Source organism: Vibrio mexicanus, from assembly GCF_001012815.1.
Taxonomy (GTDB): domain Bacteria; phylum Pseudomonadota; class Gammaproteobacteria; order Enterobacterales; family Vibrionaceae; genus Vibrio; species Vibrio mexicanus.
Genome location: NZ_JYJP01000068.1, coordinates 42,636 through 68,670 on the forward strand (window position 1 = coordinate 42,636; position 26,035 = coordinate 68,670).

General features: G+C 46.3%; 16 protein-coding genes and 8 pseudogenes. 11 read left to right on the plus strand and 13 right to left on the minus strand.

Going from position 1 to position 26,035, the window contains the following annotated elements:
- Position 1 precedes the first annotated feature (1 nt).
- The gene (locus UA76_RS10040) at positions 2 to 1,039 is read right to left on the minus strand and encodes a DUF3549 family protein (RefSeq protein WP_047045551.1); all 1,038 of its coding nucleotides are present in this window, start codon (positions 1,037 to 1,039) and stop codon (positions 2 to 4) included.
- Positions 1,040 to 1,126: 87 nt separating this feature from the next.
- Between UA76_RS10040 and UA76_RS10045 the strand changes: the two genes are divergently transcribed.
- Positions 1,127 to 1,438, plus strand: a complete 312-nt coding sequence (locus UA76_RS10045) for a YqcC family protein (RefSeq protein WP_047045554.1) — start codon at positions 1,127 to 1,129, stop codon at positions 1,436 to 1,438.
- Positions 1,438 to 2,160, plus strand: a complete 723-nt coding sequence (gene truC, locus UA76_RS10050) for a tRNA pseudouridine(65) synthase TruC (RefSeq protein WP_047045611.1) — start codon at positions 1,438 to 1,440, stop codon at positions 2,158 to 2,160. The genes UA76_RS10045 and truC overlap by 1 nt, the downstream gene beginning before the upstream one ends.
- Before the next feature lie 75 nt (positions 2,161 to 2,235).
- Here the strand turns inward: truC and UA76_RS10055 are convergent, their stop codons facing one another.
- The 5 genes and pseudogenes from UA76_RS10055 to xseB all read right to left on the minus strand — a co-directional run bounded on the left by UA76_RS10055 (position 2,236) and on the right by xseB (position 7,510).
- On the minus strand, positions 2,236 to 2,529 hold the full coding sequence (locus tag UA76_RS10055) for a Bor family protein (RefSeq protein WP_047045557.1): 294 nt from the start codon (positions 2,527 to 2,529) through the stop codon (positions 2,236 to 2,238).
- 242 nt (positions 2,530 to 2,771) lie between these two features.
- A complete protein-coding gene (locus UA76_RS10060) occupies positions 2,772 to 4,205 on the minus strand; it encodes a methyl-accepting chemotaxis protein (protein ID WP_047045560.1) in 1,434 nt (477 codons plus the stop codon).
- A 274-nt stretch (positions 4,206 to 4,479) separates the two neighbouring features.
- Positions 4,480 to 6,344, minus strand: a pseudogene (dxs, locus tag UA76_RS10065) (1-deoxy-D-xylulose-5-phosphate synthase).
- A gap of 20 nt (positions 6,345 to 6,364) precedes the next feature.
- On the minus strand, positions 6,365 to 7,249 hold the full coding sequence (gene ispA / locus UA76_RS10070) for a (2E,6E)-farnesyl diphosphate synthase (protein ID WP_047045563.1): 885 nt from the start codon (positions 7,247 to 7,249) through the stop codon (positions 6,365 to 6,367).
- Between the two features lie 18 nt (positions 7,250 to 7,267).
- On the minus strand, positions 7,268 to 7,510 hold the full coding sequence (gene xseB, locus UA76_RS10075; RefSeq protein WP_047045566.1) for an exodeoxyribonuclease VII small subunit: 243 nt from the start codon (positions 7,508 to 7,510) through the stop codon (positions 7,268 to 7,270).
- A 301-nt stretch (positions 7,511 to 7,811) separates the two neighbouring features.
- On the opposite strand from xseB, the pseudogene pomA reads away from it, so the two are divergent.
- The 7 genes and pseudogenes from pomA to rlmM all read left to right on the plus strand — a co-directional run bounded on the left by pomA (position 7,812) and on the right by rlmM (position 14,888).
- Positions 7,812 to 8,574, plus strand: a pseudogene (gene pomA / locus UA76_RS10080) (flagellar motor protein PomA).
- A gap of 11 nt (positions 8,575 to 8,585) precedes the next feature.
- Positions 8,586 to 9,526: pseudogene (locus tag UA76_RS10085) on the plus strand (flagellar motor protein MotB).
- A 172-nt stretch (positions 9,527 to 9,698) separates the two neighbouring features.
- Positions 9,699 to 11,146, plus strand: a pseudogene (thiI, locus tag UA76_RS10090) (tRNA uracil 4-sulfurtransferase ThiI).
- A 711-nt stretch (positions 11,147 to 11,857) separates the two neighbouring features.
- Positions 11,858 to 12,766: a transcriptional regulator GcvA gene (locus UA76_RS10095; RefSeq protein ID WP_047045570.1), complete on the plus strand. Its 909-nt coding sequence runs from the start codon at positions 11,858 to 11,860 to the stop codon at positions 12,764 to 12,766.
- On the plus strand, positions 12,759 to 13,388 hold the full coding sequence (locus UA76_RS10100) for an alpha/beta family hydrolase (RefSeq protein ID WP_047045573.1): 630 nt from the start codon (positions 12,759 to 12,761) through the stop codon (positions 13,386 to 13,388). The genes UA76_RS10095 and UA76_RS10100 overlap by 8 nt, the downstream gene beginning before the upstream one ends.
- Positions 13,385 to 13,800: pseudogene (locus UA76_RS10105) on the plus strand (DUF423 domain-containing protein). The gene UA76_RS10100 and the pseudogene UA76_RS10105 overlap by 4 nt, the downstream one beginning before the upstream one ends.
- Positions 13,797 to 14,888 carry a 23S rRNA (cytidine(2498)-2'-O)-methyltransferase RlmM gene (rlmM, locus tag UA76_RS10110; RefSeq protein WP_047045578.1) on the plus strand — a complete coding sequence of 364 codons (1,092 nt, stop codon included), beginning with the start codon at positions 13,797 to 13,799 and terminating at the stop codon, positions 14,886 to 14,888. The pseudogene UA76_RS10105 and the gene rlmM overlap by 4 nt, the downstream one beginning before the upstream one ends.
- Positions 14,889 to 14,955: 67 nt before the next feature.
- Here rlmM and UA76_RS10115 read toward each other — a convergent pair whose 3' ends face one another.
- The 6 genes and pseudogenes from UA76_RS10115 to queF form a co-directional block, all read right to left on the minus strand.
- Complete coding sequence (locus UA76_RS10115; RefSeq protein ID WP_052772006.1) at positions 14,956 to 16,113, minus strand: alpha/beta hydrolase; 1,158 nt, start codon at positions 16,111 to 16,113, stop codon at positions 14,956 to 14,958.
- A 125-nt stretch (positions 16,114 to 16,238) separates the two neighbouring features.
- Positions 16,239 to 17,005: pseudogene (gene xni, locus UA76_RS10120) on the minus strand (flap endonuclease Xni).
- A gap of 256 nt (positions 17,006 to 17,261) precedes the next feature.
- Positions 17,262 to 18,626, minus strand: coding sequence for a nucleotide 5'-monophosphate nucleosidase PpnN (gene ppnN / locus UA76_RS10125; RefSeq protein ID WP_047045579.1), 1,365 nt, complete (start codon positions 18,624 to 18,626; stop codon positions 17,262 to 17,264).
- A 213-nt stretch (positions 18,627 to 18,839) separates the two neighbouring features.
- Positions 18,840 to 20,407: pseudogene (locus UA76_RS10130) on the minus strand (GGDEF domain-containing protein).
- 109 nt (positions 20,408 to 20,516) lie between these two features.
- Entirely contained in the window at positions 20,517 to 22,781 is a 2,265-nt protein-coding gene (locus tag UA76_RS10135) for a tetratricopeptide repeat protein (protein WP_202906931.1), read from the minus strand.
- A 23-nt stretch (positions 22,782 to 22,804) separates the two neighbouring features.
- A complete protein-coding gene (gene queF / locus UA76_RS10140) occupies positions 22,805 to 23,653 on the minus strand; it encodes an NADPH-dependent 7-cyano-7-deazaguanine reductase QueF (protein ID WP_047045584.1) in 849 nt (282 codons plus the stop codon).
- A gap of 108 nt (positions 23,654 to 23,761) precedes the next feature.
- Here queF and syd point away from each other — a divergent pair, with 108 nt between their 5' ends.
- Together syd and UA76_RS10150 are read left to right on the plus strand one after the other, a co-directional pair.
- Positions 23,762 to 24,307, plus strand: coding sequence for a SecY-interacting protein (syd, locus tag UA76_RS10145; RefSeq protein ID WP_047045586.1), 546 nt, complete (start codon positions 23,762 to 23,764; stop codon positions 24,305 to 24,307).
- A pseudogene (locus UA76_RS10150) lies at positions 24,308 to 25,083 on the plus strand (Zn-ribbon-containing protein).
- 83 nt (positions 25,084 to 25,166) lie between these two features.
- On the opposite strand, the gene metQ reads toward UA76_RS10150, so the two are convergent.
- The gene (gene metQ / locus UA76_RS10155; protein ID WP_047045590.1) at positions 25,167 to 25,976 is read right to left on the minus strand and encodes a methionine ABC transporter substrate-binding lipoprotein MetQ; all 810 of its coding nucleotides are present in this window, start codon (positions 25,974 to 25,976) and stop codon (positions 25,167 to 25,169) included.
- Between the last annotated feature and the right edge of the window lie 59 nt (positions 25,977 to 26,035).

Consider the following 26,035-nt stretch of genomic DNA (forward strand, 5'->3'; position numbering starts at 1 on the left):
GTTATGCCTTTGCTGATTGTTGCAATTGAACCAGCGCATTGGCCAGTTCTGGAGATGGGTTTGAGTGCAGAAGCGGTAAAAGTACCATGCGCAGCTCCGGAAGCATCACCAAATCGGCAAACAGTTGATTAAACAGAGGTTGATTCCCTGTTTGAGCCAAACGCAACAGGAAAGTTTCGGCAATAGAAGCATCTTGTAGTAAGTGCCAGCTTCGACCAGCCACGCCAATCAACACCTCTTGGTGGCTGAGCAGCTGGCTCGCGAGTATTTTGTCTAATACTGGCTTTGCAATCTCGTTAGATGCCCCAGAAAGTGCGCGTACCAATGCTGATAACAAAAATATGTCTGGCGTCGATTTTGCTATTTCTGCGTTTGCCGCCTCCGCCACTTTTCCTGCGATTTTATCCGAAATATCGATGTGTTCTAACGCACCAAGCAGCGCATAACGCGGCTCGTTGGGTAGATGATGAAAAGCCTTGTAAATACTCAGTGCGTTCTGGTCTTGGTCTAATCGAGCGCAGATATCTGTAATGCCTTGCAGGCCAACAGTCTGCCAATTATCCCAACCTAAATCGCCCGAAAAATAGTGCTGAGTATGCTCGTAGTACTGACTGGCAGGCAGCGATAGATTGGCTCTAATTTGACTATTAAATACCGATAACTTGTCGTCTTTAGGCTTAAACGTGTAAGGATTGTTGGATAGCTTCTCTTGCTGTTCGTCGCTTATCTCTTGATTTAGACGCGTGCCCATCGCTTCAAGGACGTATTTTAAGAAGTTGCCAATATCAGCGTGTTTCAGCAGTCCACGTTCGTCGAGATCAAACTTGAGAAACCAAATCCACGGTTGATTTTGCTCATTCCAATAAGCAATTGCGAGGTGGGCTTTGCGTTGTAGGGGAAATGGATACGGCTGTTGACCCTTTTCAACACTCTCAAACAACGAGTTGTCGATGGTTTTAATGCGGCGACCCAAGTCATAAATTTGGTATTGGCAGCCACTGTTTTGCAGCAGTTGGGTCAGAGTATGAATGGTATCCATTGTCGAGTACACCTTAAGATTATTTCCCTTATAGATGGTATCCTATGGCCCGTTTTCAAGGTCGTAACTGAAATAACTGAGTGATTGATGACACAAAAAAGCCAACTTCTTAACCTGCTAGTCACATTGGAACAAACTTTGAACGATCAAGGTTTGTGGCAGGTTGAAGCTCCTAGTGATGAAGCATTAGCAAGCCAGCAACCTTTCGCTGTTGATACTCTGCAGCCAGAGCAGTGGCTCCAGTGGATATTCATCCCGAAAATGACGTACCTATGTCGTTCTGAAGCTCCGCTGCCACGTGGCTTTTCTGTTACGCCTTACTTTGAACAAGTATGGTTAGAGGCACCCAAGCCGGCTGTACTCAAAGTACTAAATCAGATCGATGAGGTATGTCGCTAATGTTAGATATAATCTACCAAGACGAGTATTTTGTGGCGGTAAACAAGCCCGCTGGCATGTTAGTTCATCGTAGCTGGCTTGATAAGCATGAAACTCAGTTTGTCATGCAGACGTTGCGCGACCAGATCGATCAGCATGTGTTTCCGCTGCACCGACTCGATAGACCAACATCTGGTGTTTTAGTGTTTGCCCTTTCCAGTGAAGTCGCGTCTCAAGTTATGCCAATGTTTGCCAATCATGAAATGGAGAAAACCTATCACGCCATCGTGAGAGGCTGGATAGAAGAGGGCGACGTGCTGGATTACGCACTGAAGGTAGAGCTCGATAAGATCGCAGACAAATTCGCGAGCCAAGAGAAAGAAGCGCAAGAAGCGATTACCGCTTATGAGCCTTTAGCCAAAGTGGAAGTGCCTCATTCAACTGGGCGATTTCCAACCAGCCGTTACTGCTTGATGGAGATGAAACCTAAAACGGGCCGAAAGCACCAGCTTCGCCGCCACATGGCTCATCTTCGCCACCCCATTGTTGGCGATACTTCTCATGGTGATGGTAAGCATAATCGCCTATTCCGAGAGGTTTATGACTCGCATCGCTTGTTGTTGCATGCATCGGCGTTGGAATTTATTCATCCTTTTACGGGTGAAAAATTAGTGATGAAAGCGGATGTTGATGAGACTTGGCAGAAGTTATGTGTGGAATTTGATTGGGAAATGCCGCAGTAGGTACGCGTGCAAACAGACTAAAGTAAGGTTTGTCCACCGCCACGCGATAAGAGTGGCGGTGAGCAGAGTCAAAACTTATGACTTACAGTAAACGCGCGCTTCACGTGGTGTGTAGATACCGAACGTAACTAAGCCTAGAACGCCGTTTAGGAAAGTGTGTTGAGCTTCCACTTTCGCAACTTTATCTAGAGAGCCACACACTTTAGCTGCATCAATTGTTTCTGTTTGACCAAGGCCAGAGATGAAGAAGTGATGAGTGATTACTTCAGTCGCTTCAGCGGCGTTTTGAGAGGGAGCAACAACAAATGACTGCTGCGCACAGCCAGAAGCTAACAGGCTGATAGCTGCTACGATCGCAAGCTTTTTCATAGTTTATCCTTAAAAATCAATAATTGGCTTAAATGCAAACACGTCAATATGCTTGCGGCCGAGAGTGTAACAAGTTTCCTATGCGTAGTGATGTCTCAATGTTGCATATATCGAGTGAATGACTGTTTTTGCGAGTCTGTTAACTGCTTTCAATCGAACTTTAATAGAAGTAAAAAGCCCTCTGACGAGGGCTTTGTGCTAGATAGGGATATTCGAGAAATTGGTGAAGGTAAATACAGCCGCTATTGTGTTCGATAGCCTTTCAAAATGTCTGCTAGTGATACCGACGCATGAGTCAGGTTAGCGACGCCTGCAGACGACTGCTCGGCGACATTACGAATGGTGTTGGACTGGGTACGGATGTCACTGAGTTCTGTCGCAATGTCATTGGCGACCGCGCTTTGCTCTTCAGCAGATGTTGAGATTTGAATACTCATATCCATAAGCGAACGTGCAGAGTCAGATATAGACTGGACATCACTACCAATATCAGCCACTAGATCACTGCTGGTTTTCGCTTGGCTTACCGTTTGCTCGGTGATAGAGGCGATACTACGAGTCTCAGATTGCAGCTTTTCAATCATCGACTGAATCTCCACCGTTGCCGCTTGCGTTCGACTTGCTAACGTACGCACTTCATCAGCAACAACAGCAAATCCACGGCCTTGCTCGCCTGCGCGCGCAGCTTCAATAGCAGCGTTGAGTGCCAGCAAGTTGGTTTGCTCAGAAATGGCGTTAATGGTGGTGATCACCTCGTTAATTTGGGTGGTGTTCTCCGTTAAGCTGGCGACGGACTCCGATGCCTTGCCGATATAGTCTGATAGGCGAGTGATCTCACTGATTGCGGATTGAACTCGAGAAGAGCTGAGTTCAATATGCTGAGCATCGTTCTCTGTTTGTGAGGTTGCCTGCTGGGAGATGTTCGAAACCTCTTTAGCGGAGGCGGTCATCTCTTCCATGGCAGTGGCGACGGAATCAAGGGAAGCATATTGCTGGCTAATTTGGCTTTCACTTAACTTCATTTCTTGTTGGAATGAGGCGGACGTTTCGCTCAAAGTGCTTGCACTGCCTTTTACCGTCACCACAAGATCCGTCAGGGTATCCATGGCCTTATCAAGTGCGCAGCCTATGGTGCCGAACTCATCGCGTCCAGGGTGGAACCCCAAACGTGAAGTGAGGTCGCCTTCACCAATGCGCTGTGTGGTTGTGTAGAGGACCCAAAGAGCCCCACCTAGGAAAGTGGCAACCCAATAGCAAAAAATACCGAATGGAATCATCCATAAGAAACTCAAAGCAAAGCTCGTGAGGGCTTGGGAGCGTAGTTCTACTGCTTGCTTTTTATTGTTGAGTACCAGTTGGTAAATCTGGCCATTTGAAGCCTGAGCGGTGACGGTGGCTATGCCATCTTCATATCTAGGGTTTTGCAAAGAATGAGTAGTCGATACATTGGAGAGCTTAACAATATCTCCTGACGAGCCAACACTTAAAACGCCGTTGAGCTGGTGCTGCGCAGCTTGGATTGCACTTTGCTCTAGCGTTCTGATTTCTTGATAGTATCGGCCGCTCGCGATAGCGGCAACTGCGCCTATGAATAGCGCGAAGATTACCCAGATTTTGTCATTAATCGACATCTTGATAAATAGCTTGTCTATGGTTCTAAATTGAACTTCTTTCATATCAGGATTCCCATTCCGTCATTAATGAATGTCTTGGCGAGTCATTTTGTAAAAACAAGGTTACAAATTTATCGGTTGAATCTAAATCTTTATGAGATCTAGGTCTAAATTTAATGCAACAAAATAAGTTTTATTTCTTATTTATGTGACTTTAGTGGTTGTGGGGGGAGTAAAATTGTTTAAACATAAAAAAGCCCTCCGAAGAGGGCTTTTGCTTGATCTATTACTGATTGAACCACTATCTGTAGAACCATTACCTACAGAATGAGCAAGCTTACTTGTTTAGGTAGTCGCGGATAGATTTCTCGATACCTTGCGCATCTAACCCTAGTTCTTGGTGAAGCTCATCTTGGGTGCCCTGAGCAATAAATTGATCAGGTAATCCGAGGTTCAATACTGGTTTAAGTAGCTTCTCTTTCATCAAAAACTCATTGACACCAGCACCAGCGCCACCTGCAATGGCGTTCTCTTCCAGCGTGACAAGCACATCATGCTCATTGGCCAGTTTAGTAATGAGCGCTTCGTCTAGAGGTTTAACAAATCGCATGTCTGCTACTGTCGCATTGAGTGCTTCAGCCGCCTCGAGTGCATTCGGAAGGAAAGTACCAAAGTTTAGGATCGCGACTTTTTCACCGTCTCTCATCATGCGGCCTTTACCGATCTCAAATTCAGTAAACTCAGACTCGATTATCGTGCCCATGCCAGAGCCACGTGGGTAACGCACAGAGCTAGGTCCAGAATGTTTATGGCCTGTATAAAGCATTTGACGACACTCATTTTCGTCTGCAGGCGTCATGATAGTCAGGTTTGGAATGCAACGCATGAAGCTTAGGTCAAAGGCACCTTGGTGTGTTTGGCCGTCTGCACCTACCAAGCCTGCACGGTCGATGGCGAACATAACCGGTAGGTTCATGATCGCGATATCGTGAATAAGCTGATCGTAGCCGCGTTGCAAGAAGGTAGAGTAAATCGCGACAATCGGATTGTTGCCAGCAATTGCCATGCCTGTTGCTAGTGTCACGGCATGCTGCTCTGCAATCGCAACATCAAAGTACTGGCTTGGGTACTCTTTCGAGAAGCGCACCATGCCCGAACCTTCACGCATTGCCGGTGTGATGGCCATTAGCTTAGGATCTTGCGCAGCCATATCACAAAGGAAGTCACCGAAGATCTTAGAGAAAGTCGGTTTAGAACCGCTACTCTTTGGAAGCTTGGAGTGGCTTGGATCGAATTTAGGTACGCCATGGTAACCAATTGGATCTTTCTCTGCAGGTTCGTAACCTTTGCCTTTCTTGGTCATGATGTGCAGGAACTGTGGGCCTCTTAGTTCGCGCATGTTGCGTAGTGTTTTTACCAGCTCTACTACATCGTGACCGTCGACTGGGCCAATGTAGTTAAAACCTAGCTCTTCAAACAGAGTGCCCGGTACAACCATACCTTTTAGGTGCTCTTCGGTTCGTTTCACCAACTCTTTGATTGGCGGAACACCAGAAAGAACCTTTTTACCGCCTTCACGAATCGAGGTGTAAAGGTTGCCTGATAACACTTGAGCAAGGTGGTTGTTCAAAGCGCCAACGTTTTCTGAGATCGACATTTCATTGTCATTTAGGACAACTAGCATATCTGAGTGCACGTCACCGGCATGGTTCATGCTTCAAATGCCATACCAGCGGTGATTGCCCCATCACCAATTACGCTCACTACTTTACGATTTTTGCCTTCTTTTTCAGCACTGATCGCCATACCTAGCGCAGCACTGATAGAAGTCGAAGAGTGACCGACAGAAAGGGTGTCGTATTCACTCTCTTCACGCCAAGGGAAAGGATGTAAACCATCCTTCTGGCGAATGGTCGACATTTGCTCACGGCGACCGGTTAGAATTTTATGCGGGTAGGCTTGATGACCAACATCCCAGATCAGCTGATCAAAAGGGGTATTGTATACATAGTGCAGGGCAACTGTAAGCTCTACCGTACCTAGCCCCGATGCTAGGTGTCCACTTGATTGACTTACCGAGTTGAGCAGGTAAGTTCGTAGCTCATCACACAGAGTTGGCAGCACCTCTTTAGGTAGGCTGCGTAACTCATCGGGTGTATTGGCTATGGCCAGTGTGGGATATTTTGAAATATCAAGGGTCATATAAATGCGCGCTTATTGTGTTAGTTCTTGCGCTCGATGACGTATCGGGCGAATTGTTCAAGTAACTCTGTATTGTAAGGAATTGCTTCTAATGCGTGTAGTGCTTCTTGCAAAAGAGATTGAGCTTTCTTTTGTGCACCCTCTAATCCTAGCAAAGCTGGATAGGTGCTCTTGTTTAATTCCTCATCAGAACCCTGTGGTTTCCCCAAGGTCTCAGTATCACTAATAATATCAAGAATGTCGTCTTGAACCTGAAACGCAAGTCCAATGGCATCGGCAAACTGGTTAAGCTGCGGAAGTACCGCCACGCCCTTTTCGCCAGCAGCATACGCGCCCAATTGGATTGCACACTTCATTAGAGCGCCAGTTTTGTTACGGTGAACTTCTTTGAGCTCTTCTAATGAAATAGAGCGATTCTCCGCAGCCAAATCCAATGCTTGTCCAAGGCACATACCTTGCGCGCCTGAAGCTTGAGCAAGTGCTTTGATCATATTGATACGTTGCGGCTCAGCGTTTAGTTCAAGCTCGCCTTCAGCCAAAATTGTAAATGCTAATGTCTGAAGCGCGTCGCCAGTTAAAATGGCTGTCGCTTCATCAAACTTGATGTGACAAGTGACTTGCCCGCGGCGCAGATCGTCGTCGTCCATCGCAGGAAGGTCGTCGTGGATCAGAGAGTATGCGTGAATGCACTCAACAGCAGAGGCCGGAGTATCTAAAGCTTCGTCGCTACAGCCCAGCATATTGCCTGTGATGTAAACCAAAAATGGACGAGCGCGTTTGCCACCAAGTAGCAGGCCATAGCGCATCGCCTCAATAAGCGGTTGCTGTTGATGCGGTAGCTCGTCTAACCATTTAGCTAGCTGTTGATTGTTTCGCGTTTGATAGGAGGTTAGAGCCTCAATCATAGGGGGTACTTTAACTCATTATTCAGGCTGAGATTCAAAGTCGCTCAGTGGCGTCTCGTCGTCGTTGTTCAACAAAATGCTGACACGTTGCTCCGCATCAGATAGCTTGCCTTGGCCTGCGCGAGCAAGGGCAATGCCACGCTCGAATTTTTTTAGTGCATCATCAAGGGCAAGGTCACCATTTTCAAGCTGTTCGACTAAGGTGTCTAGCTCTTCAATAGTTGCCTCGAAAGACATGTTTTCAGGTTTCTTACTTGCCATAATTCTTTCTCATAGGGAGAGATGCACGAAAGTTACCTTAGCCTGTGAGTATGGTCAAATTTAACCGAGCAAAATTGTCACAAAAATAGAAATCATCACCATGTTTTGAAACATCCTCGGTGTCTAATTGCTGAGAAGCTGCTCTCAATACGCGTTTTTAAGGTGAAGCAACTATGATTATTGAGGGTCTTTAAGGAATAGTGTGAAGGTAATACCAAATAAAATTCTTAAAGATCTTATGATCTTGCCGATAATTAATTTAGTCTAAGAACAGCTTTATATTCAGCATGGGGAGTGCTTTGTGGATTTAGCAACGCTATTAGGCCTGATAGGTGGTTTCGCTTTCGTAATTATGGCGATGGTTCTAGGGGGCAGCATTTCGATGTTTATCGATACCGTATCGATTCTCATCGTAGTGGGCGGTTCAACCTTTGTTGTATTGATGAAATTTACCATGGGGCAGTTTTTCGCATCGTTTAAGATTGCCGGAAAAGCTTCATGTTTAAGGCAGACGAGCCAGAAGACCTGATTGCTAAAGTGGTTGAGATGGCAGACGCTGCACGTAAAGGTGGCTTCCTAGCTTTAGAAGAGATGGAAATTACCAACAGCTTTATGCAAAAAGGCATCGACTTGCTGGTGGATGGCCATGATGCGGATGTGGTTCGTGCGGCATTGCAAAAAGACATTGCATTAACCGATGAGCGTCATGAGTTTGGTACTGCAGTATTTCGCGCCTTTGGTGATGTAGCCCAGCGATGGGTATGATCGGTACACTGGTTGGTCTGGTTGCGATGCTTTCCAACATGGATGACCCGAAAGCGATCGGTCCTGCGATGGCGGTAGCGCTTTTAACAACACTTTACGGTGCGATTCTTGCCAACATGGTGTTCTTCCCAATTGCCGACAAACTGTCGCTTCGTCGTGAACAAGAAACTCTGAACCGTCGTCTGGTGATGGATGGTGTACTGGCTATTCAAGACGGCCAAAACCCTCGTGTTATCGACAGCTACCTGAAGAATTACCTGAATGAAGGTAAGCGTGCTCTAGATATCGATAACGAGTAAGGGGAGACGCGATGGAAGAAGAAAAGTGTAAATGTCCCCTCCCGGCCTTCCTGCATGGATGGGTACATTTGCTGACTTGATGGCACTGTTGATGTGTTTCTTTGTACTGCTACTCTCGTTTTCTGAGATGGATGTACTGAAGTTTAAACAGATTGCTGGCTCCATGAAGTTCGCGTTTGGTGTTCAAAACCGTTTGGAAGTGAAAGACATTCCAAAAGGGACCAGTGTGATTGCGCAGGAGTTTCGCCCAGGTCGACCAGAGCCAACTCCGATTGACGTTATCATGCAGCAAACGATTGATATTACGCAGCAAACTTTAGAGTTTCACGAAGGTGAGTCTGACCGAGCGGGTGGTACTCAGCGTGATCAAGGTAAGATGACCGGCGGTCAATCACCAGATACCTCCACTCAGAACAACCAAAACTCAGAATCGGACAGCCAGCAAACTCAAGCGGCTGAACTCTCGGAAGAGCTTGAAACTTTGATGGAAAGCATCAAGAAGGCGCTCGAGCGAGAAATTGAACAAGGGGCGATCGAAGTGGAGAACTTGGGTCAGCAGATTGTTATTCGTATTCGTGAAAAAGGCGCGTTCCCTGAAGGTTCGGCATTCTTACAACCAAAATTCCGTCCTTTGGTCCGTCAAATCGCAGATTTGGTAAAAGATGTACCAGGTATTGTACGTATCTCAGGCCATACCGATGATCAGCGTTTGGACTCAGAATTGTATCGTTCAAATTGGGATCTATCCTCACAGCGAGCTGTATCGGTCGCGCAGGAGATGGAGAAAGTTCGTGGATTCTCTCATCAGAGGCTACGTGTACGAGGTATGGCAGACACCGCGCCACTTGGCCCAAATGATACCGAGGCGCAACGTTCTCGAAACCGACGGGTTGAGATTAGTATCATGCAAGGAGAGCCGCTCTACAGCGACGAAGTCCCAAGCATTCAGTAAATTAGATTAGGCGAGCCGTGTGCTCGCCTTTTTTCTAACCGCTTCATCATGTATAATCTTGCGCCCTTAGTGGTCAAAGACGACTATGCTGTAAAAAAGAACCGTCCAAATTGGGAATGATTTTGAGCGGTAGTTGACGCCGAATCTCACGGCAAGCCTTGTGAAGTGAATTATGAAATTTATTGTAAAACCCCATCCGGAAATTTTTGTTAAAAGTGAATCAGTGCGTAAGCGTTTCACAAGGATCCTTGAGTGCAACATTCGAATCATCATTCAGCGTCGTACAGAGTCTGTCGCGGTATTCAACCGTCGTGACCACATCGAAGTAACCGCACAAAGCGATGAGTTCTACAACGAAGTGTTGGAGATCTTGACGCACACCCCGGGTATTCACCACGTACTAGAAGTTCAGCAGTCAGACTTTACGGACATGCACGACATCTTCGAGCAAGTGTTGGTGCTGAACCGTGAAAAAATTGAAAACAAGACATTCGTGGTTCGTGCTAAACGCCGTGGTAAGCATGACTTCACCTCTATCGAGCTTGAGCGCTACGTTGGTGGCGGCCTGAACCAAGCGGTAGAGAGTGCGAAAGTAAAACTTTCTAAACCCGATGTCACCGTAAACATCGAAGTAGCAAGCGACAAGCTAAACCAGATCATTGCGCGTTATAAAGGCCTAGGTGGCTTCCCTCTGGGTACCCAAGAAGATGTACTTAGTCTTATTTCTGGCGGTTTTGATTCAGGCGTTTCTAGCTACCTACACATCAAACGCGGTTCGAAAACCCATTACTGCTTCTTCAACCTAGGCGGCCCAGCGCATGAAATCGGCGTTAAGCAAGTATCGCACTACTTGTGGAACAAGTATGGCTCATCCGCCAAGGTGAAATTCCTTGCGGTCGATTTCGAGCCAGTTGTGGCTGAGATTCTAGAGAAAGTCGACGACGGCCAAATGGGCGTTGTGCTTAAGCGTATGTTTATGCGCGCTGGTGGCATGCTGGCTGAGAAATTTGGTATTCAGGCTCTTGTTACGGGTGAAGCGCTAGGTCAGGTTTCAAGCCAGACGTTAACTAACCTTCGTCATATTGATGGTGTCACGGATACGTTAATCCTTCGTCCACTGATCAACTGGGATAAAGAAGATATCATCGATCTTGCTCGTGAAATTGGCACGGAAGATTTTGCTAAGACGATGCCAGAATACTGCGGTGTGATCTCTAAGAAACCAACAGTAAAAGCGGTGAAAGAGAAGCTTGAAGCAGAAGAAGCGAAATTCGACTTTGAAGTGCTTGAGCAAGTAGTTCGCGATGCACGCATGATCGACATTCGTGAAATCGAAAAAGAGAGCCAACAAGCTGCGCCAGAAGTTGAGCAAGTAACGGCGGTTGAAGAGCACGCAGTGGTATTGGATATTCGTAGCCTGAAGAGGAAGACGATAGCCCACTGGAAATTGAAGGCGTGGAAGTGACACACATTCCATTCTTCCGTTTAGCAACTAAGTTTGGCGACTTAGATCAGAGCCGCACCTACCTGTTGTACTGTGACCGTGGCGTAATGAGCCGCTTGCAAGCGCTGTATCTGCAAGAACAAGGCTTCAATAACGTAAAAGTGTATCGCCCATAATTAACTGCTTTTACGTATGATTGTAAAGCGTAAGCTGATAAGTTCAGCTTGCGCTTTTTTATTGGTTGAAGTTCATGAGTTACTAGGGCGTGTTGCTCTTTCGAGGTTAAATTTTGTTCGGATGGGGACGCCTAGTCAAAATCGTTTTAGGCACGGCGAAGACTGTGTAGCCTAGTCATTCTAAGCAAATAGTCTTCAACAAAGCATAAAACGATTTTAGTCCGGGGCGCGCAGCCGAACCCTTCGGGCAGCCTTTGTGGTTCATTTCTACTGCGTTATCGGCTTCTCATGTAGCTAGCTACACATCAAAGCCTCTGCCTTGTATCTGTTCGTTAATAAGAAAGCCCACAAGGTGCTGCAAAAATCAGCTCGAAAGATCAACACGCCCTAAAATGCGGACATAAAAAAACACCGCCCATGTAGGCGGTGCTAAAGAATTTGACAGACAGGTCAAAATACAGGAAGTATGGACCTCACCAGTAGTAGAGAACACGCTCTAGTATCTTGGCAAGATCTTGGTAGAAATCTACCGAACTCGAAATACGAGTTTGCAAACACAACATCGTAACCAGAGCCAATTGATTCTAGAGAGAATCAAGCCGTTCAGGCTCTCGTTACGGGGTGAAATATAGAATTTCTCTAGCCGCTAGACAATCGACAAATTATAATACTTCAGATTAAAAAAACTAATGGTTGTTACTGGGTGTTTCTATGTCAAGAAGATTACCGCCACTAAACTCGTTAAAAGTGTTCGAAGCCGCTGCTCGCCACTTGAGCTTTACTCGCGCTGCCGAAGAGTTGTTCGTGACTCAGGCGGCGGTCAGTCATCAAATCAAAGCCTTAGAAGAGTTTCTAGGGTTAAAGCTCTTTCGTCGTCGCAACCGTTCATTATTGTTAACCGAGGAAGGTCAAAGCTACTTCCTTGATATCAAAGACATCTTCACATCATTGGCTGAAGCGACAGATAAGGTACTCGAGCGCAGTGAGAAAGGGGCGCTGACCATCAGTTTGCCGCCAAGTTTTGCGATTCAGTGGTTAGTGCCTCGCCTAGCAGACTTTAATCAGCAAGAGCCTGATATTGATGTCAGAATCAAAGCCGTGGATATGGATGAAGGCTCGTTGACCGATGACGTTGATGTAGCGATTTACTATGGGCGAGGTAACTGGCCTGGCTTAAGAGCCGACAAATTGTATCAAGAGTTCCTGATCCCGCTTTGTTCACCAGCGCTTCTGCTTGGCAGTAAACCATTAGAATCTCTAACCGATCTTAAGCAGCATACACTCCTTCACGACACCTCAAGAAAAGATTGGAAGCAGTTTGCTAAACAAAACCACTTAGAAGGCCTTAACGTCAATCACGGCCCTATCTTTAGCCACTCGACTATGGTGTTGCAAGCGGCAGCTCACGGACAAGGTGTTGCGTTGGGTAATAACGTGTTAGCGCAGCCTGAGATGGAAGCCGGACGATTGATTGCGCCATTTGATGAGATGCTGGTGACCAAGAACGCTTTCTATGTTGTTTGCCATGAGAAACAAGCGGATACAGGCCGAATAGCGACTTTCCGAGATTGGATGCTCGCCAAAGCACAAAAAGAACAAGAGGAGTTATTGGATGACTGATTTCATCGTTGATGGCGACCAGAATAGTCCGCTGTTTATATTTGCACACGGTGCGGGTGCAGGGATGGACCATGCTTTTATGGAGCAAGTTGCCAAAGGATTGACTGCAAAAGGTATCAAAGTGGTTCGCTTCAACTTCCCCTATATGGTGAAGCGTGCGGAAGATGGGAAAAAACGCCCACCAGATCGCGCGCCAAAACTGTTAGCCGCATTTGAAGAGGTCATTGAGCAGTTCGCCGATTCACCTGTCGTGATTGGCGGGAAATCAATGGGTGGCCGAATGGCCAGTTTGCTCCAAGACCATGACAAGGTTGCTGGCACAGCTTGTTTAGGCTTCCCATTTCACCCTCCAGGTAAGCCAGAAAACTACAAAGGTGCCCACTTGGCTGAGTTGTCTAAGCCATGCCTAATTTTACAAGGCGAGAGAGACACCTTTGGTACCAAAGCTGAGTTTGAAGGATTTGAGTTGTCAGACTCTGTTTCAGTCTCTTTTCTCGATGATGGCGATCATAGCTTCAAGCCTCGCAAGCGTTCAGGTTTTACTGAAGAAGGCAATATTGCGGCCTGCATAGAGCGGCTAAGTGCCTTTATTTTTGAGGTAAATAGCTCTCAGAGCTTATGAGGAATAGCAGGGTGAATAAAAGTAAGTGGTTACTATTTTTCTGTGGTCTGTTTGGTTTGAGCGGTGTCGCACTGGGTGCATTTGCCGCGCACGGTTTAAAGGCGACATTGCCACCTTATTTGATCGATGTATTTAATACCGGCGTTCTTTATCAGTTCATTCATTTGTTCGCGATTGGGCTGTGTGCGGTGCTGATTCAACTCAATTTACCCGCGAAAGCGCAAAAGTATTTTTTCAACGCGGCAATTTGCTTTATCATCGGCATCTTTTGTTTTAGTGGCAGTCTCTACGCTTTGGCGCTAACCGGAATAAAATGGTTTGGACCCATCACTCCGTTGGGTGGGCTAACCTTTATGATAGGTTGGGGCTGTTCGCTTACGCAGCAACACAAATAAACGAGGTTAACAAGTGAAACACGTAATGCTTTATTGCCGCTCTGGTTTCGAAAAAGAGTGTGCAGGTGAAATTCAGGATAAAGCAACACAGTTGGAAGTGTATGGTTTTCCCCGTATGAAGAAGAACACAGGTTTTGTGTTGTTCGAATGCTATCAAGATGGAGATGCTGACAAGTTGATCAAAGCGATCGATTTCCAATCGTTGATCTTTGCTCGTCAAATGTTTGCTGTTGCTGCTGAGTTTAGCGAGTTGCCAAGTGAAGATCGTATCTCGCCGATTCTTGCAGAGCTTGCTGATATCGAAGCTTTTCCTATGTGTGGCGATCTGCGCATTGAAACACCTGATACTAACGAAGCGAAAGAGCTGCTTAAGTTCTGTCGTAAGTTCACAGTACCAATGCGTCAGGCGCTCCGTGGCAAAGGCATCATGTTCAATAAAGACCATGCGAAAAAGCCTGTGCTGCACATCTGCTTTATTGCACCGGGTCACTGTTATGTGGGTTATTCTTACCCGAACAACAACTCGGCGTTCTTTATGGGCATCCCACGTCTTAAGTTCCCAGCCGATGCACCAAGCCGCTCTACCTTGAAGCTAGAAGAAGCGTTTCATGTCTTCATTCCACGCGAAGAGTGGGATGAGCGACTGGCATCAGGCATGTGGGGTGTCGACCTTGGTGCTTGTCCTGGAGGATGGACCTATCAGCTCGTTAAGCGTTCTATGTTTGTTCACTGTGTGGATAACGGAATGATGGCTGACAGCTTGATGGAAACTGGCCAAATTAAGCACCACCAAGAAGATGGCTTCAAGTTTGAGCCACCACGCAAGAACGTAACTTGGTTGGTGTGTGACATGGTTGAGAAGCCATCTCGCGTGGCTCAGTTGATGGGTGAATGGATCATTCGCGGTTGGGCAAAAGAGACCATCTTTAACCTAAAACTGCCGATGAAAGGTCGCTACGATGAAGTGCTTGAAGATATCGAGAATCTGAAATACTTCTTAATTGAAAACGGCGTGAAGTTTAAGCTACAGGCGAAGCACCTGTATCACGACCGTGAAGAGATTACGGTTCACATTCAAAGCTTGTCGAACATCTCTCCGCATTAATTTATTCGTATCGATGAACAAAGGGCTGGTTATCCAGCCCTTTTTCTTTGGAATTTAATCAGTAAGATTAATCAGCGTTTCTTGTCATAACTCCGTCCATCAACAGCATAGAGTCGGAAAAGTGCGGGTTGTAGCTGGTGCGGGCAGAGACTTTATTTGCGTCTTGATAGCCTCGCTCCGCAAACCAAACCTCTTCCGATTTACATAGCGCTTTGTCTTTGCTCAAGCACAGTATCTGTTTTGGATTCTGGCCATATTCTGCGTTATCGGGTGAATAGAGCATCGCCATATGCGAGCCGGTGGTTACTCTCAAATCGGGTAACCGCATAGAGTAAGTCGTGCTTCTGGAATCGGCTCTTTCCATTTCTCCCAACCAAACCAGATGACTGTCATTGTTTGGCATTCGCTGAGAAAACTGCTGATAAGCATACTCTGAGTCAATGGTGCCATCGGCTTCGCTCAAGATCATAAACACAGGTTTTGAGTACAGCTTGCTCGCAAGTGTCTCATTTACCCACACGGTAGACTCATGGTACTTATCGACTCCACCCATAGCGAAGGAGTTATAGCGTAAATAGTTGTTTTCTTGGCGATAGGTTCCCCAGTTCACTATGTACTTCGCAAATTTCGCCAGACCGGTGAGAGGGTTAATTGGCTTGAAAGCGGGAGCAAACAGCAGTAGCCCCTGAATCTTTTCATCTGTCGATGCATAGCTGGTGACTAGATTCGCCCCGGTGGAGTAGCCACCAAGCCACACATCAAGTTGTTTGGCTTGAAGTAGCTGGACATGATGTTCAACAACGGCCTGCCAATCTCGATAGTCAGGCAAAGCGAGATCGGCTGGGCGGCTGGAATGGCCCGGTAGTAAGATGGTTCTGACCAGATACCCCTTGGATACCAAATGTTCAGCAACATCAACAAAAGAGTAGGGGCTATCGCCAAGGCCATGCACCAACAACACTGCCTGTCCATTCGATTTCTCTGGATGCCACTCTTTGGGCATGACAAGCGCTAGCTCTTCGTTTTTGTTAGATGTCTGGAAGTGACGATTGTCCATTAACCATTGATACGTGTCATCCACATACTGCTTGAATGAACTTTGGGTGTAGCTAGGCAGCTTGTCAGAAGGATCAAACTTTGGATAAGGAGGCGGTGCTTGCCAGAAATTGAAAACGGCAACGATGACGGCTATCGACAGTAGCAGAATGAGCTTTTTGCGCGACACTAAATGGCCTCTAGGGTTATTTCACAAACAGGGTTAATCACAAACAAACATTATTCACAAACTGTCAGAAAGTATTGCGAATAGATGGGCTTTCCTCAAGCAATTAAACCATATAATCCATAGAATTAGGCTTGAAAGCGAATGTCTTGCAGATTAAATCCCAGTTCGATATCGGTTTTTAGGGCCGAGACTTGTTTACAAACTCTCGCAGACTCAATGTGTACATCAAACTTTTTACGATATTTTGGTGCAAGCTCATCGCTAGCATGCGCCTCTTCTATATCGTTGAACTGAGTGAGAATCTCTTTCGCCGCTTTGGGCCCAACACCTGGAATGCCGGGGACTTGGCTTGAGCTAACGCCCGTCAATCCCCAATAGTCAGCAAGTTGCTCAGGCTTCACCCCAAATTCAGCTTCGATAAAGGGGGCGTCCAACCAACGGTGCTGGAAATAGTCTCGAATACGAAGAGTCGGTGAGAGCAGTTGGCAATAGCTTTATCGGTTGAAACAATGGTCACTTGCTCACCGTGATTGGCAACTTTCATCGCGAGTGTTGCCACTAAATCATCCGCTTCGTCACCGTCCGATAAAAGAGAGTCGATACCTAAATCCCACCATGCCTGTTGGATTTTATCTAAACCTTCAAGCAGAGGCTCAGGCATTGGTTTGCGGTTTTGCTTGTAGTTTGGCAAGACTTGCGCTCGCCAGCCTCTGTCTTGCAATTGATGATCGAATACTGCAATGATGTGGGTCGGTTGTGACTCTGAAATGATACGATTCAGAGTTCGAGTGGTGGTATTGATGGTACGAGTAATATCACTTGGATCGGGCTGCGCGGAATGAACGCGGCGAATGAGATTTAAAGCATCAATGATCACAAGATGAATAGACATAACCAACTCTTCACTAGAAGACAAAAATAAAGGGCGAAAACGCCCTTTACACCCAAGTAACCTCAAGATGCGTGGTTCAGCGAGAAATGCCTAGTTTGCAAACGCGGCAACGATTCGACAATCTAGTGGTTCTAAATTGAGAATCGTTAACAAAGTATACGGGCTAGGCAATCTCGCCCTTCGGGAGCGCATCACTGAATCCTGCTTCTTGAAGTCACTTGGGTGTATTGTAATGGTTTAGAAGGATTTAGCTAGCTCAGTCTTGATTAGCAATCTTGTAGCAGGGTACGTAAGCCGTTCCACCCGGCAATTTCATACGGTCTTGCTGTACAAAGTCCTTGAGAAGCTTGTCCATCTTCTTCATCAGGTCAACATCGCCGTCGATGGTGAAGGGGCCATGACGCTCAATTTCCTTGATGCCTTCTGCTTTTACGTTACCAGCAACAATCCCAGAGAAGGCTTGGCGAAGGGCGGCCGCTAAGTTTTCTGGGCGCTGATTTAAGTGCAGATCTAAGCTGGCCATAGACTCGTGCGTTGGGTCAAATGGCAGTTGGAATTCTGGCGCAATTTTCAGTGACCAGTTAAAGCTGTATGCGTCGCCATTATCTTTACGGTGCTGGCGAACGTCCGTCATTGCTTCTTTCATGATGCGAGCGGCTTTAGCTGGATCATCAATGACAATTTCGTAATGCTTTTGAGCCTCTTCACCTAACGTATCGGCGATGAATCGGTCAATAGAACGGAAATACTCCTCGCTCTCTTTCGGGCCAGTCAGAACAATCGGCAGAGGTTGATCAGCATTTTCCGGGTGCATCATAATACCGAGGATGTACAGCAGCTCTTCTGCGGTGCCCGGGCCTCCTGGGAAAATAATAATGCCGTGCGCCATTCGAACAAACGCTTCAAGACGTTTTTCGATATCCGGCATGATCACCAGTTCATTCACGATTGGGTTTGGCGGCTCGGCTGCAATGATTGAAGGTTCCGTTAGGCCAAGGTAGCGCTGTTCTTCATAACGCTGTTTTGAGTGACCGATGGCCGCACCTTTCATTGGACCTTCCATCGCACCTGGTCCGCAACCGGTACAGATGTTCAATTCTCGTAGGCCGAGTTCATGGCCCACTTCGCGAGTGTATTGGTATTCGGTCGGGTTAATGGAGTGACCGCCCCAACATACGACGAGGTTAGGCTCGATACCCGGTGTTAACGCCCCTGCATTACGCAAAATACCAAACACCAAGTTGGTGATGTGTGTGGCATTGGTGAGGTTTAATCTTTGGTTGTCGGCAAGGTGCATGTTCACATACACAATGTCACGCAGCACAGAGAAAAGGTGTTCTTGAATGCCTTTAATGATGTTGCCGTCCACGAAGGCATGTTCTGGTGCGTTGTTGAGTTCTAGCTTGATACCACGCTCACGACGGACAACGTTAACGTCAAAAGACTTGTGCTTTTCGAGTAGTTCTTTGGAGTTATCAGTGTGGCTGCCTGAATTGAGCACGGCAAGAGTACAGTTACGGTAGAGTTGGTAGAGATCGCTCGCAGCGGTTTTTTTAAGACGCTCTACTTCAAGTTGAGAAAGCAAGTCCATGCTTCCGGCTGGGCTGATATGAGTAATCATATGACCCTCCTTTCTAATCTTTCGAATGGCAGTGAGATCGTTGTTTTTCTTATTGTGTCTCTTTCATAGTAGCAAACAATACTAAAAAAGGAATACTCAAGTGGCTGTGATAACTGTTTGAAATTTAAGTATCAATGATGAGATTGTGCGTCTCTAGAAGGGGGAGAATTAACCCTTAAATTGATAAGGGTTCAATATGCTAGGTTTGTGAGCTTATTTCCAAACGATTTGGTTTGGACCCATGTGTTTTGCTTCATTGAGCCTTAGATTTAAACGCTCCAGGACTTCTTCCGGCGTGTCAGAGTTCTTAAACTGAGTGCTCGATGCCGAGAGGGTGATGGTGATACTGTGGTCTCTAAACTTGAACGGCAGCTTACTTACATTACGCTGAATGTTCTGCACGACCTTGTAGCACTCTTTGTCGTCGCGTTCTGGCAGCAAAAGAATGAATTCTTCGCCCGAGAAGCGTGCAACGGTATCCGTGTCTAACAGTTCTTTTTGGATAGTTCGTGCAATGATTTTCAGCGCTTTATCACCGGCACTGTAACCAAAACTGTCGTTAATAGCTTTAAACTTGTCGATATCGAGCAGGATAATACGTAAGTTGTGCTGATTTCGGATCCAGCGGCGATATTCAATTTCCAAACGGTCATTGAACGCAGTACGGTTGTAGGTCTTTGTCAGAGGATCAAGCAACATACGTTGAGCTTGGTCTTCTAAACGACGACGATAATCTTGTGTCAGCTCGAACATGGCTTCGACTTGATTATTGTTGTACTCCATACGCTCGATAAGCGTTTGTTCGCGCTTTTCTGCATGGTGAAGACGTTCAGACAGAGAGGCGATTTCTGACAGTAACGGTTGATATTGGCTTTTAAACTTTCGAGATTTGACGCGCTTTTGACTTGAGACTGGGTCGCGCTGACGAGATCATCAAGTTCTTTGTTCATTTCTTGACGCTGTTCGAAGTAGCTTTGGCTTTGATCGCTATTCTGGTTAGAGCTTTTTAGCGTGGACGCTAAGGTCGCGTTGATCTGCTCAAGAAACTGCTCAGAAGTTTTGCGTTCGTACTTGGTGCCATCAATCACCAACTTAAGGGTTTGAAGAATCAACTCTAATAAGTTGTGAGTGTTCACACCAATCAGCAGTTTCGCCCGAATGTCATTGAGCAACTCACCAGACTCACCTTCAAAATCGAGTTCAGTGATCAGGTGCTGCAATTCATCAGATAGGCTAATTAACAGCTCTTTATCGGCGGCATTGTTGATGTCGCCATTAATGGATTCTGGATTAGCCGTGATAATTTTAATGGAACGCTCATAGATTCCAAGAAGCTTTAATGCCTGGTCGGATTTGGTTGAGTCGATCCCCTCAGAGTAGCTAAGCAAGTCTCTGAGGTCTCGTTTAACCTTGGCAGGTAAGCCGGTGACGCGTAATAGAGTTTCGCCACTGTGTTTGATCTGAGAATCGAGATTGATGGTTTGTTTCTCCGTCGCAATGGTTTGCTGCTTCAACATACGTTCTAACACCGCCAGTTTCGGTATTAAATCGCTTACGTCTTTCTGCTGCTCCAATGACTGCTGCAACTCAGCGAGCCCTTGTTTTAAACGTAAGTTGTCGCTGTCCCCATAAGCATGGCACAAAGCGCTCACAATTCTCTTGAGAATCTTCTGTTCTCGTTTAAATTTGAGCGTAGTGTCTCGTTGTGTCAATCGAACCTTGTCTAATTGACTTTTCAACTGATGGAGTTGAGATTGTATATCTTGTTCGAGGACGCCCATTACAACTAACTTTACAACGTTAGATCGAGAAAGATCTAATTTACTGATTGATAGATAATAACAAAATAATCAGCTACGTCACTGGATATGGTGACTGAGCGCTAGCAAATTAAGCATCTTTTAATAATTTTTTGATGCTCTCCTCATTCTGATACGAAGAATGCACTTTTATTAACCCTTGGCTCATTGCATGTTTGCAGGCTTTACGGATATTTCCGGTTGCCAGACTTGCCGCAGGTGCATTATCAATAGCTTTGAGGTAAACCCATTGGCTTGAGTGTTCTTTCATGCTCAGTGTTCTTGCCGCATCGGTAGACATCAGCAATATATCGAGCAGCTCTTTGTCATTCACGGCTGTGTAGGCGCGTGGCAGGAATGGATAATCCGCTAGGCCAACTCGTACAATTCGGTTGAGGTGAAGTTCTGGCTTGAACTCAGCAACCCACTGCTGCACTTTGTTAAAAATCGCCTCAGGATCTTTGTTGTTTTCGCTACTTGGTTCGATATAAAGCAAGTTGGCATCTGAGAAGTGGTAAATACGCGCTTCAGGATCAAGCTTTCCATTTAAGTACTCACCGAATGACTTCTCAAGTTTCAGGCCTTCACTGTATCCATGCTGTAAGTACATATTACGTAGGAAAGGCACATCAATCATGATGAAACGCAGTCGGTCATTAAGTGGTTCATTGATCAGTTCACCCACATGCCATTGCTCATAGGTGTTGCTGCTCTTTTGTAGTGACGCAGGCAGTTTCGCTGTGAGCATACGAAGGTTAGGCAGCGTAGAGCGAGAATGAGTAAAGAGGTGATCATTGAGTACTTCTAACTTGTCTTTTTGAACGCGAATGACATGACCACGTCGCAGCAGAACTAAGAACATAATGGTGGCGATAACCAAAATAGTCGCCGTGATTTTCTGGAATTTTCGATAGTCAGCTTGAGTCTCGATCAGCTCTTCGCTTTGCCCAACATAGTGTAAGGTTTGCTCTGTGAACTCTTTTTGCTGTCTGAAAGCGTCTTCACTGATTAAGTCCAACTTCTCTTGCTGAATGTTGGCTAGTGCATTGTAGGTTTTAAGATTCTCCAGCGACAATCGATAGTTACCCGCTTGCTCATAGCCCAAATGCAGCATTTGATAAGCGTGCTTCTCTAGCTCTAGGTTGTTCATGGTTTTGGCAATCTCAAGGGCAGAGTTTGCCAATGGAATAACGGTACCAGGTATCTTTTGGTAGTAGTTCAATCCCGCTTGAAGAATCAGAGCGCGAGCTTTGAGCTCTGGGAACTCCGCATACTCGAGCAAATCTTCTGCTCGCTTGAGGTATTGCTCTGCTAGGGGATAGTTGTAGAGTTGCAAATACGTCGCCGACAGAGACAGGCGAATCTCAATTACGCGCTCTATGTTGTTTTCTGCTCGCTCATGGTCGATGACATTAAAGTAGTGCACCAAGGCTAAGTTGTAACGGCCCTGACGGTAGTAGATATCACCCATAAATTTGAGCACGCGCGCTAGTATCGGTGAGCGTTCGTAGTTGTCGTAGAAGTCGGCGGCTTCGGACAGGTGATCGAGTGCTTTATCAAACACACGGCGATCGTAAAACAGCTGGCCTAGCGTACGGTTCACTTCCGCAAGCTGAGCGCTGGAGTTGTCTTCGATTGCTTTCCAATAAGCGTAAAGAAGCTCGGATAGCGCTCGGTTGTATAATCGATGTTCGAGTAAAGTACGGCCCAGCTCAAGGTGGTACTCAATAGTGATGTATGGCGACGGGCTTTTGTCTACGTAAGGCTTGATCTCACCGTAGTACACTAGCGCCTGATCGATGTTTCCTTCATAGGCAGCCACTTCCGCTTTGAGCATGTAAAGACGGTAGTTAACGCCGCGAGCAAATTGCTCTGGGTTGCTGACCGTCGCGTAGTCTTGCTCAATGAGCGCTAACTCTTGCTTGGTTTTCTCAAAATTGCGCTCCATTTTCCAGCGCAAGCGTGCTTTGAGGATTTGTACTTCCAAACGTTTGTATGGGAAGCGGTACTCTTCGGTGAGTTCAAGCGCCTTATCGAGATAGTTAATAGACGCCCGGAAATTCTCTAGGTTGAACTCTGCTCTAGCCAAAATTTGGTAGGCATCAACCGTGTTACTTGGAGTGCGAATTCTGCTGTCGGTCTCTTCTCGAGTCACCAGTGATGGGCTCTTTTCTGATTTATCAGAGAGGCTACGCTCTGCTAGGTAATTGTTGGTCAAAACCTTAGCTTGCATCGGAACAATATCGACTAAACCATTGGCCTCATTGAGCTGTGGAGAGGTATAACTCAATGAAGCTTGTGCCCAAAATGAGGCTAAAGAGAGTAGCATCACCAAAGGCAGACGCATCCAGCGCAAAATTCGCATTCTCGTTGTTTTCCTTATTGACGAGCCATTCTTCTGTTATGGGATGGCTTCGACTGTGTCGATGAGCGATAAGGGTTGATGTCTAACCCACCACGTCGTGTGTAACGTGCATATACTGTCAGGGATTTTGGTTGGCAGTACTGCATGATGTCGGTAAAGATACGTTCAACACACTGCTCGTGAAACTCGTTGTGTTCACGAAAAGAGACGAGATAGCGTAACAGAGCTTCGCGATCGATTTGTTGACCTTGATATTGTATTTCAACACTTCCCCAATCTGGCTGATTGGTGATCAAGCAGTTGGATTTGAGTAGGTGACTGTGCAGAGTTTCTTCGACTTCTTGTCCTTTATCTGCCGCACCTTCAAGTAGGTTAGCTTCAAACTCATAGCTGCCAATTTGAATATCTTGATCATCAATGCAGTCGCCTTGCATGGTCACAATTGGCTGATCCGTGTAGTCAGTCACCGAGTTTACGGTAATTTCCACCGCCTCACCGGCACATGCAGAGAGATCTTTTTCTAGAGTTTTCTGAACGTCATCCCAGCTAGCGAATCGGCTTTGGTTATAACTATTGAGATACAGCTTGAACGATTTGGATTCGATTAAATTTGGGCTTGTCGCAGGAATCGCAACTTCACCGATGGCAACTTGAGGTAAGCCTTTCTCATTCAACCATGAGAGTTCGTACATGGTCCAAATATCGCAGCCTTTAAATGGCAGCGTATCACCCAACTCAAGGTCGTCGCGGTTTAAGCTTCTTGGCACAGGTTGAAGAAGAGAAGGGTCGTACTGGTTTGCGTACTCAGTCTTTTGACCTAGAGTTAGCCCAGCAAGCTCTTTAGCATCGGAATATTTGCTCATACTTTAATTCGAATTAGATTAGAATATGGGGAATTTTACGCAATCCCACTCTGCTGTCATCTGATGATGCGCCAACGGTGGCAAACTCAGGCGAATTTGGAGATTTTCATGACCGAACGTGTCACTCAAGCCCTAGCGAACTTTAGTCAAACTTATACGCAAGCCCATCAACAAAAGCACAACCGGTTGCCGGTGAGCGAAGAGCTTGCAGACCTTGTATCGCCATGTGTTGAGTCAAAGCGCGACGATGAAGTGGAATGGAAAGCTTTTCCAAGAGAGCAGTTGGCGGATTTTACTAACGTAGAGAACGCGATTGAACTGACGCTGCATGAAGATATTAAAGCATTCTATGGCAGTCAATACAGCGCAGATATGGAAGCGACGTGGTCGGGGAACGAATTAACTCTGCTTCAAGTATGGAGTGACGATGACTTTACTCGCCTGCAAGAGAACATTCTTGGTCATCTAGTTACGCAGCGTCGCCTTAAACTAAAGCCAACCGTTTTTATTGGCGCAACGGATGCAGAGTTAGACGTGATTTCTATCTGTAACTTGTCAGGTAACGTGATCTTAGAGCGTCTAGGCACGGATAAGCGTGATGTGCTAGCGACTAATATTGTCGAGTTTCTAGATAAACTAGAGCCGGTGGTTTAAGTGTACGTAGTAGAGCTTCAGTTTGAGTGTTTTGATAACACCACGATTACCGCCGTCGATAAAGCCATTAATGGTTTAATGGATGCGCTGCGTTACAACGGACAAGTGCTAGGCCGCGAGTTTCCGATTGTCATGGGGGATGGGGAATTCTATGTCCGCGTGGTTTGCCCTGAAGAGCAAAGCCTGCACCCGAGAAACCATTCGGATTTCGTTAAGGTTTGCTTAAACCGCTTAACAGAGGCGTGCTTACTGGCACCGAAAATGCGTTTGCTTGGGCGCGATCTTAACTCTGAAGAAGCGGCGGAAGACGAAACGCCAAGCTGGCAAATTCTCTATACGACGTATGTTCATACGTGCTCGCCTTTGCGTAGTGGTGAGAGCCTATTACCGATCCCGCTATATCGCAATCCACCGACATTGAACGGTGACCATAAAGCGGTAGTGAAATGGCAGACTGAATGGCAAGCGTGCGACGAGATCCAAATGGCGGGTGGCTGCCGAGCAGAACACGCGCTCTGCATGAAATTTGCGATGCCGACAGCGTACTATTTAAGCGCGGATGGGATCTGCGTGGACGCATCGAGTACTTAACTAAGATTCCGACTTATTACTATCAGTATCGTGTTGGTGGTAAGAGCCTAGCCGATGAGCAAGCGCGTAAGTGTCCAAAATGTGGTGGCGAATGGCTGCTTGATGAGCCTCTGCACGACATCTTTCATTTTAAATGCGATGACTGCCGAATTGTCTCTAATATGTCATGGGACCATATTAAATAGTCTCACTCTCGCCAGATAGCAGATACGAAAAAGCCCGCTGATTCAGCGGGCTTTTTGCATTTTCAAAGAGGGTAGAGGTCAGATTACCAACCTTTAACTACGCCACCTTGGAAGATTTCTGAAGCTGCAGTGTAAACTTCTTCAGTTTGGTACGCTTTAACAAAGTTCTGTACGTTCTCTGCGTTTAGGTTCTCTTCGCGAGACACGATTAGATTCACGTATGGAGACTCTTTATCTTCAACGAATACGCCGTCTTTTTCTGGAGTTAGGTTGATTGAGCTTGCGTAAGTTGTATTGATGATAGAAAGCGCAACGTCGTCTAGAGAACGTGGCAGTTGAGCGGCATCTAGTTCAACAATAGTGATGTTCTTCGGGTTCGCAGTGATATCACGAACTGTTGCTAGCAGGCCAGCACCTTCACGAAGCTCAAGTAGACCTTGTTGCTCAAGAAGAAGTAGAGAACGGCCAAGGTTTGTTGGATCGTTTGGCACTGCAATGCGTGAACCGTCAGCAATTTCATCTACCGAAGTTACTTGCTTAGAGTAACCAGCGATAGGGTATACAAATGTGTTACCAGCAATAGACAGCTTGTAGCCACGGTCAGTAATTTGCTGATCTAGGTACGGTTTGTGTTGGAATGCATTGATGTCGATAGAGCCATCATCAAGCGCTGCGTTTGGTGTTACGTAATCAGTGAAAGTCACAAGCTCTACGTCTAGACCAAATTGCTCTTTAGCTACTTTTGCTGCAACTTCTGCAACTTGCGCTTCAGCACCTGCCATTACGCCAACTTTAATTTTGCTTGTATCGGCTTCTTTCTCGCCACAACCTGATAGAACCAGTGCAGATGCAGCAGCGGCAATTGCCAGCAGACCTTTAAGATTGAATTTCATGACTTTCTCCTTGTGTGTCTAATTTTTTGAAACTAATGCTTTGCGCTTAATTGAATTAA

Coding starts and splice junctions, on each gene's coding strand:
- UA76_RS10040 (WP_047045551.1), bottom strand. CDS start 1,039: ATGGATACCATTCATACTCTGACCCAACTGCTGCAAAACAGTGGCTGC.
- UA76_RS10095 (WP_047045570.1), top strand. CDS start 11,858: ATGTCAAGAAGATTACCGCCACTAAACTCGTTAAAAGTGTTCGAAGCC.
- metQ (WP_047045590.1), bottom strand. CDS start 25,976: ATGAAATTCAATCTTAAAGGTCTGCTGGCAATTGCCGCTGCTGCATCT.
- queF (WP_047045584.1), bottom strand. CDS start 23,653: ATGAGCAAATATTCCGATGCTAAAGAGCTTGCTGGGCTAACTCTAGGT.
- syd (WP_047045586.1), top strand. CDS start 23,762: ATGACCGAACGTGTCACTCAAGCCCTAGCGAACTTTAGTCAAACTTAT.
- UA76_RS10060 (WP_047045560.1), bottom strand. CDS start 4,205: ATGAAAGAAGTTCAATTTAGAACCATAGACAAGCTATTTATCAAGATG.
- xseB (WP_047045566.1), bottom strand. CDS start 7,510: ATGGCAAGTAAGAAACCTGAAAACATGTCTTTCGAGGCAACTATTGAA.
- UA76_RS10045 (WP_047045554.1), top strand. CDS start 1,127: ATGACACAAAAAAGCCAACTTCTTAACCTGCTAGTCACATTGGAACAA.
- truC (WP_047045611.1), top strand. CDS start 1,438: ATGTTAGATATAATCTACCAAGACGAGTATTTTGTGGCGGTAAACAAG.
- UA76_RS10055 (WP_047045557.1), bottom strand. CDS start 2,529: ATGAAAAAGCTTGCGATCGTAGCAGCTATCAGCCTGTTAGCTTCTGGC.
- UA76_RS10100 (WP_047045573.1), top strand. CDS start 12,759: ATGACTGATTTCATCGTTGATGGCGACCAGAATAGTCCGCTGTTTATA.
- ppnN (WP_047045579.1), bottom strand. CDS start 18,626: ATGATTACTCATATCAGCCCAGCCGGAAGCATGGACTTGCTTTCTCAA.
- ispA (WP_047045563.1), bottom strand. CDS start 7,249: ATGATTGAGGCTCTAACCTCCTATCAAACGCGAAACAATCAACAGCTA.